Annotated in this window: 14 protein-coding genes; 8 read left to right on the forward strand and 6 right to left on the reverse strand. The window is 49.0% G+C overall.

Annotation, left to right across the window (positions count from 1 at the left end):
- The first annotated feature begins 15 nt into the window (after positions 1-15).
- Positions 16-960 carry a hypothetical protein gene (locus IPL17_RS05015; protein ID WP_345306052.1) on the forward strand — a complete coding sequence of 315 codons (945 nt, stop codon included), beginning with the start codon at positions 16-18 and terminating at the stop codon, positions 958-960.
- A 122-nt stretch (positions 961-1,082) separates the two neighbouring features.
- On the opposite strand, the gene IPL17_RS05020 is transcribed toward IPL17_RS05015, so the two are convergent.
- Positions 1,083-2,066, reverse strand: coding sequence for an integron integrase (locus IPL17_RS05020; protein WP_345305979.1), 984 nt, complete (start codon positions 2,064-2,066; stop codon positions 1,083-1,085).
- A gap of 150 nt (positions 2,067-2,216) precedes the next feature.
- On the opposite strand from IPL17_RS05020, the gene IPL17_RS05025 reads away from it, so the two are divergent.
- From IPL17_RS05025 to IPL17_RS05035, 3 genes are all read left to right on the forward strand, one after another.
- The gene (locus IPL17_RS05025) at positions 2,217-2,714 is read left to right on the forward strand and encodes a hypothetical protein (protein ID WP_345305980.1); all 498 of its coding nucleotides are present in this window, start codon (positions 2,217-2,219) and stop codon (positions 2,712-2,714) included.
- A gap of 294 nt (positions 2,715-3,008) precedes the next feature.
- Positions 3,009-4,169, forward strand: a complete 1,161-nt coding sequence (locus IPL17_RS05030) for an ISL3 family transposase (RefSeq protein ID WP_345306053.1) — start codon at positions 3,009-3,011, stop codon at positions 4,167-4,169.
- Between the two features lie 17 nt (positions 4,170-4,186).
- On the forward strand, positions 4,187-4,618 hold the full coding sequence (locus tag IPL17_RS05035) for a methyltransferase (protein WP_345305981.1): 432 nt from the start codon (positions 4,187-4,189) through the stop codon (positions 4,616-4,618).
- A 322-nt stretch (positions 4,619-4,940) separates the two neighbouring features.
- Here IPL17_RS05035 and IPL17_RS05040 read toward each other — a convergent pair whose 3' ends face one another.
- Positions 4,941-5,123 (reverse strand): hypothetical protein, encoded by a 183-nt coding sequence (locus tag IPL17_RS05040; protein ID WP_345305982.1) that lies wholly within the window; start codon positions 5,121-5,123, stop codon positions 4,941-4,943.
- A gap of 75 nt (positions 5,124-5,198) precedes the next feature.
- On the opposite strand from IPL17_RS05040, the gene IPL17_RS05045 reads away from it, so the two are divergent.
- Positions 5,199-5,855 carry a hypothetical protein gene (locus IPL17_RS05045; protein ID WP_345305983.1) on the forward strand — a complete coding sequence of 219 codons (657 nt, stop codon included), beginning with the start codon at positions 5,199-5,201 and terminating at the stop codon, positions 5,853-5,855.
- Here the strand turns inward: IPL17_RS05045 and IPL17_RS05050 are convergent.
- Positions 5,836-6,306, reverse strand: a complete 471-nt coding sequence (locus IPL17_RS05050; RefSeq protein WP_345305984.1) for a hypothetical protein — start codon at positions 6,304-6,306, stop codon at positions 5,836-5,838. The genes IPL17_RS05045 and IPL17_RS05050 overlap by 20 nt on opposite strands.
- A 71-nt stretch (positions 6,307-6,377) precedes the next feature.
- Here IPL17_RS05050 and IPL17_RS05055 point away from each other — a divergent pair, with 71 nt between their 5' ends.
- The 3 genes from IPL17_RS05055 (at position 6,378) to IPL17_RS05065 (ending at position 8,573) form a co-directional block, all read left to right on the forward strand.
- Complete coding sequence (locus IPL17_RS05055; RefSeq protein WP_345305985.1) at positions 6,378-6,917, forward strand: isoprenylcysteine carboxylmethyltransferase family protein; 540 nt, start codon at positions 6,378-6,380, stop codon at positions 6,915-6,917.
- A gap of 236 nt (positions 6,918-7,153) precedes the next feature.
- Complete coding sequence (locus IPL17_RS05060) at positions 7,154-7,393, forward strand: DUF3955 domain-containing protein (RefSeq protein ID WP_345305986.1); 240 nt, start codon at positions 7,154-7,156, stop codon at positions 7,391-7,393.
- A 298-nt stretch (positions 7,394-7,691) separates the two neighbouring features.
- The gene (locus IPL17_RS05065; RefSeq protein WP_345305987.1) at positions 7,692-8,573 is read left to right on the forward strand and encodes a GNAT family N-acetyltransferase; all 882 of its coding nucleotides are present in this window, start codon (positions 7,692-7,694) and stop codon (positions 8,571-8,573) included.
- Between the two features lie 183 nt (positions 8,574-8,756).
- Here IPL17_RS05065 and IPL17_RS05070 read toward each other — a convergent pair whose 3' ends face one another.
- From IPL17_RS05070 to IPL17_RS05080, 3 genes are all read right to left on the reverse strand, one after another.
- A complete protein-coding gene (locus tag IPL17_RS05070) occupies positions 8,757-11,963 on the reverse strand; it encodes a substrate-binding domain-containing protein (RefSeq protein WP_345305988.1) in 3,207 nt (1,068 codons plus the stop codon).
- Positions 11,964-12,064: 101 nt separating this feature from the next.
- The gene (locus IPL17_RS05075; protein WP_345305989.1) at positions 12,065-12,388 is read right to left on the reverse strand and encodes a cupin domain-containing protein; all 324 of its coding nucleotides are present in this window, start codon (positions 12,386-12,388) and stop codon (positions 12,065-12,067) included.
- Positions 12,389-12,446: 58 nt separating this feature from the next.
- Positions 12,447-14,450, reverse strand: coding sequence for a hypothetical protein (locus IPL17_RS05080; protein WP_345305990.1), 2,004 nt, complete (start codon positions 14,448-14,450; stop codon positions 12,447-12,449).
- Between the last annotated feature and the right edge of the window lie 110 nt (positions 14,451-14,560).

Genomic DNA, 14,560 nt, shown 5'->3' on the forward strand with positions numbered 1-14,560 from the left:
CAGAAGTTCAATCCATTGACGGCGTATTTCGAGCACCTGAACAAACTGATCCGCACCGACATCATCGCGGACAACCCCCAGCGTTTTGTGGTGGATGCGATGTACGGCTCGGGGCGTGGCGTGATCAAATCCTTTTTGCAGGGCACTGGCTGTGAGATCGCCGAGATCCGCGGCGAGATGAATCCCGGCTTCGGCGGCGTGCATCCAGAACCGATCGCCAAATATCTCGGTCCGCTGGCGAGCGCGGTCAGTTCGGGCATGGGCAATTTTGGCGTGGTGACAGATGGTGACGCTGACCGCATCGGCGCGATGGATGAGCGCGGGAATTTCGTCGACCCGCATAAGATCATGGCGCTGTCGCTGAAGTATTTGGTGGAGAATCGCGGCATGACAGGCGCGGTCGTTCGGACGGTATCCACCACCCGCATGATCGACCGTCTCGCCAAACGCTACGGCTTGAAGTTATATGAAACGCCCGTGGGATTCAATCACATCGCCGATTATATGATGAAGGAAGATGTGCTGATCGGCGGCGAGGAGTCGGGCGGCATTTCGTTCAAGGGACACATCCCCGAAGGCGACGGTCCCATCATGGGCTTGCTATTGGTCGAGATGATCGCCGCTTCGAAGAAGTCGCTGTATGAGATGGTGGAGGATTTGCTCGCGGACGTGGGACCCGCCCTGTACGAACGCGCGGACCTGCGCCTGAGCCGCCCGATCGCCAAGGCCGAAATGACGGAGTTCCTGACCCAGAAAGCGCCGAAGGAGATCGGCGGTCAGAACGTGGACGAGGTCAGTCAACGCGACGGCGTGAAGTACATCATGGCAGACGACTCGTGGCTGTTGATCCGCCCGTCCGGCACGGAGCCTGTCTTGCGCGTGTACGCCGAAGGCAGAAGCATGGAAATGGTCAAGGCGCTGCTGGCATATGGGAAGACGGTGGCAGAGAGCGTGGTGTAAAACATTGAAAGACCGTTGATTTTTTCAACGGTCTTTTTTATTTGCGCGAGCGTGTAAATAACCTGCACAACGAATAATTCGGCGCGAGGGAAAAGATGGAGAATGAACGCTCCGCGTGAAGGTCAGGAATCGAGGGGAGATTTGACGGCGAGTCCGCCGCGCTGAAGCACATGGGTGTAGATCATGGTGGTCTTGACATCTTTGTGACCAAGAAGTTCCTGGATGGTACGGATGTCGTAGCCGTTCTGGAGTAAATGAGTAGCAAAACTATGTCTGAATGTATGCGGCGTAACCCGTTTGTCAATTTTTGCGAGATGAGCGGCTTCTTTTATGGATTTTTGTATGACGGTTTCATGAAGATGATGACGACGGGTAATCCCAGATTTTTTGTCTTTGAATAAGGATGTTGCGGGAAAAACGTATTGCCAGATCCATTCCTTATCAGCATTTGGATATTTACGCTCCAGAGCAAAAGGCAAGTAAACAGAACCAAATCCTTTTGATAGATCGATCTCGTGCGTATGCCTAACTTGTTGTAAATGTATCTTCAAAGGTTCGATCAAGCTATCAGGGAGAATCGTAAACCGATCATTCTCTCCTTTTCCATCGCGGACAATGATCTGACGATTTGCAAAATCAATATCTTTGACTCGCAGGCGCATGACCTCCATGATGCGAAGTCCGCCGCCATACATGATCTGGGTAACAAGTTGTGGAACTCCTGACATTTTAAGAATTACAGCCCTGGCCTCTTCTTTTGATAAAACAACCGGGAGTGATTTTGCCCTTTGCGGGCGGATCGCATTTAATTCCAATTCATCCAATTGAACATGGAGCACATGGCGGTAAAGGAAAAGAATTGCGCTGAGAGCTTGATTCTGCGTGGATGCGGAAACTTTTTTCTCTGTGACAAGGTGAGTGATAAATTGACGAATTTCAAGTGTTCCCATTTCTTTGGGGTGGCGTTTGTTGTGGAAAAGAATGTACGATCTTGTCCAAAGGATATAGGTTTTTTCGGTGCGCGGGGAATACTGTTTGAGGCGCAAGGCGTCACTATATTGTTCGAGGAGTTTTTTCTCTTTTGGGATGGAAGTTGATTCTGTCATTTTATTGCCTTTTTTTGGTTTGGTGACTTATAATTCGTATATAGGCTCTTATACAGAAATATTTCTGTATAACCACCCAAAACGGGGTCTTATACACAGATTCCGCTGGTTAAATCATAGTTGGGCAGTCAACGTCATAGTGAACAAAGTATGAACTTAATTTCCATTCTTATCCTTTTACTCCCTTTGTCTTTGGCGATTTATGTTTCTATTTTCTTGGGAAAACGTGCCCATTTATGGCTTGAAGTGTTTGCAGGAATAGTTTCTCTGACACTTATCTCTTATGGTTTAATATTTTGGTTGAGCATTAAAGAAAATTGGATATTAAGTCTTGTCGGTTCTATTTCAATTGCCCAGTTTTTTGGATTGTTGATATTCCCAATAACTGCGAATGATCACTATCAAAGCTTTCCTTTCAAATCACTATTGTTTGATGGTCAATCAAGTTTTGCGCAAAAGGTTAAAAACATTAGAAATTCAAGGTCATTAAGTTCTTTGGTAGTATTTTTATTTTTCCTTGTAAGTTTCGGGCTTATGTTTTCCGCGATAGGTTTTATTGAGGATATAAGCCAGGCATTATGGCTCATTGGATTGTCTGCTATGGTTGCAGTGAAAAATGCAATTGACTGGAAGCCAAGCAAAGTCTAGGCCGAGACACAAACCAAAACACCCCCATTTGTCCGTCCAATCCAAAATAATCGACTTTTCACGCTCAAAGGGTCATTTATCCATCCCCACTCATCAATTTATTTTTTTGCCCGCCTGACGCTATCATTTGTCACCTCATTGATCAATGGTGGTGCCTGTTTCGGATTTTATGTTTTTGCAAGCGAAAATGGGGTCTCCCGCAAATTACGTGAAAGGAGAGTAGGATGTGGGGTAACATAAACTTCGCGATTGGAGTTGTTATAAATGCACCCTATCCTCCTGCCAAATCCAGCAATGTTCGAATTGATATCGTATTCACTCGATCAAAATAAGGTTTTGAATTTGGAAGTTCGGACGAAAGGCGGGGGTGCAAAATGCCCAGACTGCCACAGAATCTCTGACAGAATCCACAGCCATTACAGCCGAACAATTCAAGATCTGCCCATGGCAGATCTTTCGGTTATTTTGCATGTTTGTGTTCGGCGTTTTTTCTGTGATACACCATCCTGTTATAAATGTACATTTACAGAACGCATGCCTGGAAGCATTGAATCATATGCGCGGCGTACAAACCGCATGTTGAATTCACAACGCGAGGTTGGTTTTGTTGCTGGAGGTGAAGGTGGATCAAAGATCGTTCATAAACTGGCATTACCCACCAGTCCAGACACATTGATTCGTCTCGTCCGAATCGCACCGATCCTGGAAAAGCCAACCCCGAAGAAACTGGGGATTGACGATTGGGCATTTCGGCGAGGACATTCGTATGGAACCATCCTGATCGATCTGGAAACCCACCGCCCCGTGGATCTACTGCCAGATCGTACTGTAGATACAGTCAAGAAGTGGTTGCTGGAGCATCCGGGTGTGGAGATCGTCACTCGGGACCGCTCTCCCATTTATATAGAAGCAATAAATCAAGGCGCGGCCAGTGCTATTCAGGTGGCGGACCGCTGGCACTTACTTCATAATCTTGTGGAGACAATTGAGCGGACACTAAATCGCAGGTATAAGGACTTACAGGCAGCATTCAGAAAAACAATTGGAAAGGGAACAGAAGCTGAAAAACCCGCAAAAAAAGACCTGCCAGTAAGTTCAGAACAGAATATTTCGCTGACTGGCTACGAAAAGCAACGTCAACAAATGCGTGAAAAGCGTCAAGCGCAATTTGAAGAAATTCATCAATTGAAGCAGAGAGGACTTAGCATACGTGCGATCAGTTGTTCGCTTCGCATTGGCAGAGAAAAAGTGAGGAAGAATTTGGCGAATGAGCAGCCTCCAGAATATAAACGAAGACGACAGAAAACTATCTTGACCCCATACTGGGCGCACTTGGAAAAACCAATCAAGTCCGCATGTCTTTTGCGATCACGGTCATGCTACAGGCACTTTTTGGTGCATGGCTGGTCTATATTATGCCGCCACAACCCAGACATGAACACCCGATTGATTTGACACACTGGCAGATTGATATGTATCATTTTATTTTCATACTTGCCGCCTATGGCGACAGGCGCAATATTTTAGCTTGGGCGGAAAACCCGCCTGTGCGATGGGCAGGGCTGGGTATTTATCTGGCCGGTGCGGTGCTTTCGGTATGGGCTAATCTTACGTGGGTCAATCATCTGCGCAAAGAGACCGCACGCGTACAGATCGACCCTGCACTCCTATTTGATGGTCCTTATAAATTTATTCGTCATCCTGGCCTGCTTTGCCTCATCATCTACTGCCTAGGGTTTGCGCTCGCATTCCGTTCCTGGGTCGGACTGGTATTATTGATCCCACTGACTGTCGGCTTCATCCATCGCATCAAAAACATGGAAAGGGATTTTGCAGAGCAATATAAACAGGTATGGCCCCTGCGCCGCCATACATCAAAACGGTTATTTCCATTTCTGTATTAGGTGGGATGTCTTTCAGATATTTGCAAACAAGAAGGTGATGGCAACGGCAACTCCAGCGATGGCAATGACAACCGTCCACCAAATAACTGTCGTGGCGAGGAAGGCAGCAATGATGAAGAATGGGCCTCCGTGTACGAAATGCGGGGTAACACAGCGTACTCAGAAACCATATCATCACGAGCGTCCTGCAATAATCTTCAGATGCGCTTCTCCAGGTAAAGATACACAAATCGTCAGGCAAAATTCGAAAAAGCACGCAAGTGATTAGACGCATAGCGGGCGTTCTCTCAAGAGGACGCCTCTTTTTTTCATCTATACCTAGTTATACCAGGATGAGCTGGAAGCCTAACTTCGCAGCTTTCTTCTGCATGTATTTGACTTGTTGTTCCTCGTACTGCTTCTGATACTTATTCACACTCAACGGATCATATTCCACTTTGTATTTCAACATCCGATACATCATCCCAAACGGACAGTCCGCCTGCTTCACGGATTGCGCCGCCACGCTTTGCGTGGCCTGCCCCGCACGATTCTTCGCCCAGCGTCAGTTTTATGCTACACTTGCCACAGGATATTTACAATGACTATTCAGAGTAGCGTTCAAATCGGTGCTGTTATTCGCAATGCCGTTGTTTTCAACGTCAAAAACTGGCTAGGTGGCACAATGAATTCTGATTCTTTAATCCAGTCTGTTCAAGATTTTTTCACTGTACTAGAGCAACGCAAGATTGATTACGTTCTCGTCGGGGGAATTGCCATCCTTCATTATGTCGAAGGACGAAATACCCAAGATTTAGATTTACTTATGGCTGTTGAATCGCTGGAAAAGTTACCCGAACTCAAAGTTTCCAGTCAAGATATGTATTTTGTTCGAGCGAAATACAACGAACTAGAAATTGATGTCTTGCTCACTCAGAATCCATTGTTCAAGAAAGTTCACAGTGAGTATTCAAAAGTACAAAGATTTCTTGACCGCAACATCCCCTTGGCAACAGTTGAAGGTCTATTATTGTTGAAACTATACGCTTTGCCTTCTATGTATCGGCAAGGCAACTTCGCAAGAGTTGGAATTTACGAAAACGATATTGCTACATTGCTTCATTATTATCAACCCGATATGAAACCATTGTTAAGTGAGTTGTCCAAATACGTGAACGAAACCGATTTTACAGAAATTAAGGGTGTTGTCTCAGATATTCAAAATCGTATCAAGCGTTTCAAAAACGAGTCTCGTTAAACGAAAACAAAGCGTCTTCGCCACGAGGACGCCTTGTCTCATCCCAACTTTTCACATTCACGCTGGGGCCGAACTTCGCCGATTTCTTCTTCATATACTTGATCTGCTGCTCCTTATACTGTTTTTGATATTCGTTGACACTCGACGGGTCATATTCCACTTTGTATTTCAACATACGATAGACCACACGCACAATCGCCTGCGATGGTCCCAACCTGGCCCACAAGCGCCGATACATCGCTCCAAATGCGCAATCCGCCTGCTTCCCCGATTGCGCCGCCATGCGAAATGTCTGCCCCGCGCGGCGCACCCGACACTGAACAGGCATTTCGTGTACACGCGTGGCTTCGGGTTTTCTCTGTTCCGAAGCAGAATCTACACCCGCCCCAAATGCAAACGTTAAATTTTTCAAACTTCCGCTTGCCTCGAAAGGCCGGCGGGAGTTTTTCATTACAAATGACACATGAAACAACAAGGGAATTGACATATCATCTTAATGAAAGAAAAACCAAGGAGCGAGATATGTCACTTTACTCCAAATGGGCAAAAAAGAAACAAACTGAGACAGGAAGAATATTGGCGCTCATCCCCGCGGGCATGCTATTTTTGTATCTGCTTCCGCTCGCCATCACCAACGGCGCTGCGTCCATCGACCGACAGTTTGGCTTGCCTGACCTTGATCTCGGCACGATCAACCACATCCTCGGTGGAATATTGATGGTCTTGGGGTTCTCCTTCGCCCTTTGGTCGATCTATGATCAATTTTCGCGGGCAGGCGGAACGCCTTTGCCAATGTTACCCACTCAGAAACTGCTTGTAGGAGGTCCGTTCCGCTATTGCCGCAACCCGATGACCCTCGGGACCGTCACAGCCTATCTGGGTATTGCGGTCCATGCTGGAACCATTGCAGGCATCGGCATCGCGCTTTGTTTTGGTACGTTGCTGGTGCTCTATCTCAAACTGCTTGAGGAGAAGGAATTAGCCGAAAGGTTCGGCGAAGCGTACCTGAGATACAAGCGGGAAGTCCCCTTCATCATTCCAAGACTTCCCAGGCGGCATTAACCGAGGGCGAGCTGTGAACGCAGGTCGCAGGGCGGGGCCGTGCGTTGAGTATGGGGGACATCGGAAGTTGTATGGAATTTAAGTGGATAGGGCAAACCATTGTACAGTTCCTTGCACAACGAAAATGAGCATATCGCGATTGAAGAGTCACGATCCAGATAGTCTTTGCAAGCTCTTGAAAGCGCCATGGCTTTATCTTTGTAAAAATCCATGGCGAAAAAGGAGCAAAGAAAAAAATGAATAAAATAATTCGAGTTTCATTCTGGCTGGGAGTTCTTCTATTTCTTGGGGCTGTGGTTTGCATGATCGCGTTCAACATGATTGGTTCAGAAGTTGACGCGCAAGGCATGCTGCACGAGCCTTTCTTTCTGATCCCGTTATTTTGGTTGTTCTTTATGTTCAGCCTGATTGCAGGCGGCGTGAATATCTTTGCACGGGTTGCGCAAACAAAACAAAAGGAACAGATACGCCAATAGACCAATTGTAGTGTCTTGATTATTGTTTCGATAATTCAAATCAATATTATTAACTTCGTCATGGATTTTCAGCTTATAAGTAAATTCAGACTTCCTACTGCAAAGTGGGGAGCCTGAAGGGGACTGTCGCTTCGAATCAAGCAGGTTCCTACGCCTTAACATACTTCCAGTTGTGCGGCGCGTTACATCATCACATCATCAGTAAACGGTTTTTCTAATTACCGATAAAATCCAATGATTCAGAAGGGCAATCCATGCGTACTGGCGAATAGTTGCGTCTAAAGATCGGAGCTCATTTATGGAAAGTTCAATACTGTTCGATGACAATGACGTTCAGGCGATGAGAGAACTAATGGGGCGAATTGCCTCCAGATCAACGATCGTTGATTTTGACGAACAAATATTGCTGTCATCGACCAGGGAAACGACTCGAATCTGGAAACAGGATAATAAAATCGTTGGTTTCGCATTCATGGACGAATACAACAATTTATGGTTTGATACCGAAACGGAATTTCCCCTGCTTGACGAGTTGGAAACTGAAATTATCGAGTGGGGAGTTCTTTGTAGAAAAAGACGCATCGTTGAAATAAGCGCAGACACTACATTGGATTGCACCTGTAACGCCGATAATAGCCGCCGCATCAGCACTCTGGAAAAACATGGATTTATCCTCGAACCAGTTCGCTCTCTACAATATTCACGCCCTCTCAATAAACAAATTGCCGAACAACCACTTCCAGCAGGCTTTTCAATTCGTTGCGTAAAAGGCAGGGACGAAGCATGGCAACTCGTTGCCTTGCATCGAGCCGCCTTTGGGACAAATAATATGACCATAGAATACCGCTTGGCGATGATGAGCACGCCGCAATATATTCAGGAAATGGATTTGGTTGCAGTTGCTCCAAACAATGAATTGGCTGCTTTTTGTGTCTGCGGTTTTGATGATCCTGAGAAAAAAATTGGCACGACCGATCCCATTGGCACCCATCCGTCATATCTAGGAATCGGACTGGGTAAGGCAATAACTTCCGCAGGCTTAATCGCCCTTAAAAATGCGGGCGCGAACACAGCCAGGCTCGGTACAAGCAGTGAAAACATCGCCATGCAGAGACTGGCAATTGCCTTAGGATTTGTTTGCGTCTCCGAAAAACTATGGTTTTCAAAAGCCGTCTCATAGCCGCCCACCGATGAGCGGCAGCGCCATCCCTGCCTGATTCCAAAGGAATACGGAATGTTCATTTCAGAAAAGTAGCGCGCGCGAACTTTTGAAGGTCGAATTTTCGACAACAGATTGATCAAAACAAGAACGGGACAGCGAATTCGTTATCCCGTTCTTGTTCCAGAAGAATGATCTCTACTTTTACTTCACCAGGGGAATCCGTATAAAGAACGTGCTGCCCGGGAACCTTTCCTCATCCTGTCCTTCACTTTCCACCCAAAGGCTGCCGTGCAGCGCTTTGACGATGCCGGAGGCGATCGCAAGGCCAAGCCCGGCGCCGCCGCCCTTGTAACTGGTGCGGCTGGACGAGTGCAACTCCACCTTGCCCAGTTGATATAACTTCTCAAAAATGATCTTATGATGCTCCGCGTCAATGCCGATACCGCTATCCTTCACGCGGATCTCTACACAGCCGCCAAGGTGCGGATCATCCACCACACAGGCAGACACATGGATCGAGCCGCCGTCAGGCGTGAACTTGATCGCATTGATAATGATATGTTCAAGCGCCTTCTTCAGCAGGTCAGAATCAGCCATCAGCGGGGGGATGTCGCGAATGGCATCCTCCATGCTCAAGGTCTGCCCGCGGTTCGCGAGATCTTCCATGAAATCCTTATGGATCAGCCGCAGGATCAGGCTCAAATTGACAGACTCAGTATGCGGGGTGATGGACTGGCTGTCGAGACGCGCCACATCCAGCATACTGGTGACGATCTGCTGCAAGCGGTTGCTGCCCTGCAAGACGCCTTCGACCGCCTGTGACAGCGCGGGGTTGTTTTGAACGAGCGGGTCGATCTGCAGCATGCCAAGATAACCCAGCACCACGGTCAGCGGGGTGCGCAATTCATGCGCAGCCACCTGAATGAACACGGATTTATTCTGGTCGTGCTTTGCCAGATTCTTATAGGCGGCGTTCAACTCTTCCACCCGTTGGGAGACCATGCGTTCCATCATCTGATTGATGCTGGTGACCTCGTTATATAAACGGGCGTTCTCCAGCGCAACGATCGCCTGCATCGCAAAGGTGGTTGCCATCAATCCGTCATCGTCATTGAACGAGTTCAGCGCTCGGCTGAGCAGCAACAAACCGATCACCTTGCTCTTCGAATACAGGGGCACACCCAGCCAGGACCGGTCTTTGGGCAGCCATGCGGGTTGTTCCCAGCCCTCCACTACTTTTGAATCTTTGACGAGCAGCGTCTCTCCCTTGCGGGCGACCGTCTTGTAAAAATCAAGTTGATTGACCTTCAGGAAAAAACCTGAAAGATCCGCATCCACCTCAAACCCGTGATGCGCGTGGATTTGCGGTCTGTTGTTGACATCCTCGATGAACAAGAGTCCGCGGTCGTAAGGCAGGACTGCCTGCAGTTGTTCAAGGATCTGCTGCGGCAGTTTCTCGATCGTGGTCAGCGACGACAACTGACGCGACGAACGAGCCAGCGCTTCCGCCCCCCGCCGCCGCGCCTGCTCAGACTCATAAAGTTTTTCGTTCTTCGCCGCGGCTTTTTCCGCCGCATCGCGCGCGCGCGCAAGTTCCACCGCGCGTTCACGCGCTTCGTTCAGCAGGCGCTCCACTTCCTTCTTGGCCTGTTCACGCTGCTGGACAAGCATCGTCCGCAGCAGCGCGCTGGAAAGCAGATTCTTCAAACGAACATAAATATCCCAATCGGCCGGACCCATTTCAGCCCACATGAACCCAAAACGGTTGCTCGCCAGGGTCAACGGCATGACGACCGCGTCATAGCGGTGGTCTTCCGGAGTCTTTCCACGCGGCACCAAACCGCCAGTGGCAAGCGAACGCTTTTCCTTTGGGATGCCAAATTTGTTTTCATCGTACTGCAGCAGCAGTTTGTAACTTTCAGGCGGCGGCGAGGAGATCGAGCCCGGCGCGCTGACATCACTGTAAAACATGACATACCAGCGTTTGAATCCCAGCAGCGGGAAATTCTTTGAGATGGCACTCCCGATCTCTTCAAGCGACATGGCCGGAGCCATTGAGAAACTGAAGTTGTTAAGCGCTTCTTCGCGCCGCTCGAACTGCAGGCGGCGATAGGCCTGCGCGCGCTGCGACAGTTCTCCCACCAACAAACGCGCCTGCTGAAAGAGATTTTCCGCCCGCAGCATTGTAGTGGTGCTGGTGATGCCCCCCAGCGCATATTTCCTGAACGTCGAGATCACATTGTGCCAGGTGGCTGAATCAAACCCGTTATCCTGCAATACCTCCACCATGGATTGCACGGCTTTCATAAAGGCGTTGCTCCTGTCTGTGTCGCGCAAACTCGCGAGGAACACATCCCAGGCGCGGCCAAATACGTCGCGGTATTGATCCTTGAGAGGATCGTTCTCCAGGATACCCGCCGCTCCGAACAAGGCGTAGATGGCGGTATCCCTTTTGTTCTCAAGCCGTCCGGTATGCGAGACCTCTTTCGGGAGGACGACCGCTCTTTGCACATTCTCCGGCAAACATCCGCACGACCAACGCACGATCAATTGCACCGGCAGAATATTAATATCGTTCACCTGCACACCGTTCATTCGATTCAATAACGCGCCGAAAGCCTGTCTGCCTGCCTCGATAAAGGATTGATGCACGGTGGTCAGCGGCACACCCAGTAATTGGGATTCTTTTACATCATCAAAACCGGTTAATGCTATTTTGTCCGGGACGTGAATGCCGCGCTGCTGCAAAGCCTCCATAACGCCAAATGCCATGCGGTCATTGGATGCCGCGATGGCTTGCACCTGAATACCGCGTTCATCAAGCAAGGTACGCACAGCCGCGCGTCCGCTCTCTACTGTGTGATCTCCCTCCATAACAAATTGTTCTTCGAATGGGATATCGTGTGTCTTGAGTTCATCCAGATAGGCGTTAAAACGCAGGTCAGACTCCAAATGTCCCCTGGGACCACGCACGAAGGCAATGCGTTGATATGCATGCGCTTCGATCAGGTGGCGGATGATGGAACGCATCCCGCCGGTATTATCCGCCATAAAAGAAGATACGCCCTCCGCCTGTATCGCAAAGGAAGCGACAGGCGCGGGCGCAAAAAGGCTGCAAAAATTCCTGATTTCATCTGCGGAGGTATCGTGACCCATGTCCGCAGTGAGCAGCACGCCATCGAACTGCTCTGGCTTGATCAGGTCATACAAGCCGTAAGATTGCCTGTCCATACCGTGTGCGGTCAGGGCTGCAGGTTTGCCGCCCACAAAATAGATCACATTCGTATCGTGGGTTTTGGCTGATTCCAGAACACCGGTCATAAATTCCGAGTCAGCCAGGCGGCTTAGCTGCGCGCCAAGTACGGCAATCGTCTTTCGTTTTCCGTCCAATCTTTTTGTAGGCGACATAGTGGTGTGCAGAAATTATAAGACAGGAGCTGTGAATTGGTATTGTTAATATCTTAACAATTTTCTTTGCGGTTCAACGGCAGAGAAAGCATGATGATGCTTTACGCGCGGATCATGGTCAAAAGCATCTTGAATTTCTGCGCGGCCTTCAACGCATGCGGTTCATTGGCGGGCATGATGATCACATCACCGGCTTTCAACTCGAATGGTTTGCCGGAGATCGTCACCAACGCTGCGCCTTCCAAAATGTGGACGAGCGCATCGAAGGGCGCGGTGTGTTCGCTTAAGCCTTGATCCGTATCGAACGCAAAGAGAGTCACGTTGCCGGCTTCCGCTTTGGTGATCTGGCGGCTGACCACCGCGCCGTCCTGGTAATTCACCATTTCGGTGAGAGCAAGAATTTGAGATGTTGGTGCTGTTGACATGTGTACCTCACAAATATTTAAGTGTAATGTGCGGAGACGTTACGCTTTATAAACGCAATTATCGAATTTCGATCTGATACCCGGCGTGTTCACGCGTGAAACGGGTTGTGCCGGTCACCACCAGATAGGCTGTATCACCGGGTTTCAAAGAGAGTTGGATCTCTGCCGTCTGGTTTTCGGCGAGCGGGATCATCTTCACGCTTGAATCAGCGGTCAGGAGCAGGGCCAATCTAAAGGTTTGAGGAAGAACGTTTTCGACTCGCACGAATCCCTCAGCCGCCCAGCCGCCGTCATCCGATTCAAAATCGGAATTGTAGCCTGCCGCCTCAAGCGAGATGTCATCCACTAAAAGCCCGGCGCCGTTGATCGCCGCGTCGGTAATATATTCAAAGCGGACAGAGATCTTCTTGCCGGCATATTGTGAAAGGTCCACGGTCTCTTCGATCCAGCCATTGGTTGCGCCGGTATACCCCCAGCCATAGGCGTTACCGGAAGGGTTGTAGTCTGTGCCTGAGGGAGTCTTGATGATCTGCCATACTTCGCCGTCTTCTGAGACTTCGAGATACAGGTAATCCCAGTTCTCTTCGATGTCGTACCAGGTTTGAAATGACATGCTGATCGGGGCGCTGAGGTTGGTGAAGTCAAATTCTTTTGTCAAGGTCATATCCGACTCATCGCCTTTGTTTGACCAGAACGCGTACTTTCCGGAAGATGGGTCGGTGGGCAGCAAGCCTGTGACCGTGGAACCTGTGAACGATAGTGTGTAATCGCCCGCACATTCGATGGCGATGTAATCCACGCCATATTGATGGACATCACGGGTGAGTGTGGACTGTGGACAATCTGTGATCGTTTCAGTGGCGGAGGCACGCGGCGCTTCGGGATAATTGTTATAGATATAACGCCCATCACCGACCGAGCCGTCCAGGAGGAAGTTGGTCACTGCCCAATCGATGAAGAAATCATCGGCTGTGATCGGTTTGCCCGTCGCGGGATCGGTGATATTCAGGTCGGAGAGGGTATCGTCTATGCTGGTCAGGTCATTTTCAGGGTTGCTGGTCAGCGCCTTCGAAGCTGTTTCTCCAAAACGGTCGAGGAAATAGGTCAAAAAAAGGAAGCTCTCGCCATAATGTGCGGAAAAATCAGGCGAAGAACTATCCTCCCAGGTATTCAATTGCAGGTCGGGGTTCTGAATATATAAATAATCTGCAGAACCAACGCCATAGCCATTGATGAACGCGCCCACTTCAGCAAACCCTTCCGACAACCAGCTGACATCGTTGCGGTCGGATGGGAATTGGATCATGTGCACGAATTCATGTGCCAGCGTGGAATAGGTATATTCATCGCCAAGATCCTGGGTGGTGCCGATCACAAAGGACTCGTGTCCGTTGGAATATTTTTTAACGATGGGATTGAACTGATCAGACGAGTTGTAATACCCGGCAATGTTCCCGCCAATATCATTCGCGTATAACACAAAGATATGCGGATCCCCATCCACCCCCGGCGTCCATTCACTGCCGAAGAACTCGCGGTCTTTTGGATAGATCTCCTTTTCAAACGTATCCATCAAAGCCTTCATATCGTTCTCGTTCACATCTGTCCCATTCTCCACCCAGAAATAGGTGTGGTCGGTGACGTAGCGCAGGGTGGCATCCATCTGACGGTGCTCCTGTGTGTCCGAGTTCATGACCCAGAATTTTTCGGCGTCTCCAACCTGATACAATTTTGTTTCCACGGTGGTTGGGATATCGCATAATCCCTGCAGACGACAGGCGAGTTCATACGGATCATTTTCCGGGACCAGGCTTTGCTCAATGGTGGTCAGCGTTTCATTTGAGATCGTATCAGCGGGCGGGCGCACGACCTCCGGCACACTCGTGGGGGTAAGCACTTCTTCAATAATGGGTAAAAAGGGGTCGTCGCCTGTTATTTGAGCTGTCTGGGTGTATATGTAGTATCCATACCCGCCTATGCCGGCCACCAGCACACAGATACAGCATAACGCAGCGGCTATCCCTATTATTATGATCAACGTGCTATTTGATTTATTTTCCATCATAATTTTCCTTTGAAGCAAAGAGATTTATTGATGATACCGTTTTTTACTAAAAGCAGGATTAGGAAAAGAGGAAAGATAACTTACGCCATCCTTCCTCTTTATAAACA

This window comes from Candidatus Villigracilis saccharophilus, from assembly GCF_016711665.1.

Coding starts and splice junctions, on each gene's coding strand:
- IPL17_RS05065 (WP_345305987.1), top strand. CDS start 7,692: ATGGAAAGTTCAATACTGTTCGATGACAATGACGTTCAGGCGATGAGA.
- IPL17_RS05070 (WP_345305988.1), bottom strand. CDS start 11,963: ATGTCGCCTACAAAAAGATTGGACGGAAAACGAAAGACGATTGCCGTA.
- IPL17_RS05075 (WP_345305989.1), bottom strand. CDS start 12,388: ATGTCAACAGCACCAACATCTCAAATTCTTGCTCTCACCGAAATGGTG.
- IPL17_RS05035 (WP_345305981.1), top strand. CDS start 4,187: ATGTATCATTTTATTTTCATACTTGCCGCCTATGGCGACAGGCGCAAT.
- IPL17_RS05020 (WP_345305979.1), bottom strand. CDS start 2,066: ATGACAGAATCAACTTCCATCCCAAAAGAGAAAAAACTCCTCGAACAA.
- IPL17_RS05080 (WP_345305990.1), bottom strand. CDS start 14,450: ATGGAAAATAAATCAAATAGCACGTTGATCATAATAATAGGGATAGCC.
- IPL17_RS05060 (WP_345305986.1), top strand. CDS start 7,154: ATGAATAAAATAATTCGAGTTTCATTCTGGCTGGGAGTTCTTCTATTT.
- IPL17_RS05030 (WP_345306053.1), top strand. CDS start 3,009: ATGTTCGAATTGATATCGTATTCACTCGATCAAAATAAGGTTTTGAAT.
- IPL17_RS05050 (WP_345305984.1), bottom strand. CDS start 6,306: ATGAAAAACTCCCGCCGGCCTTTCGAGGCAAGCGGAAGTTTGAAAAAT.
- IPL17_RS05055 (WP_345305985.1), top strand. CDS start 6,378: ATGTCACTTTACTCCAAATGGGCAAAAAAGAAACAAACTGAGACAGGA.
- IPL17_RS05025 (WP_345305980.1), top strand. CDS start 2,217: ATGAACTTAATTTCCATTCTTATCCTTTTACTCCCTTTGTCTTTGGCG.
- IPL17_RS05045 (WP_345305983.1), top strand. CDS start 5,199: ATGACTATTCAGAGTAGCGTTCAAATCGGTGCTGTTATTCGCAATGCC.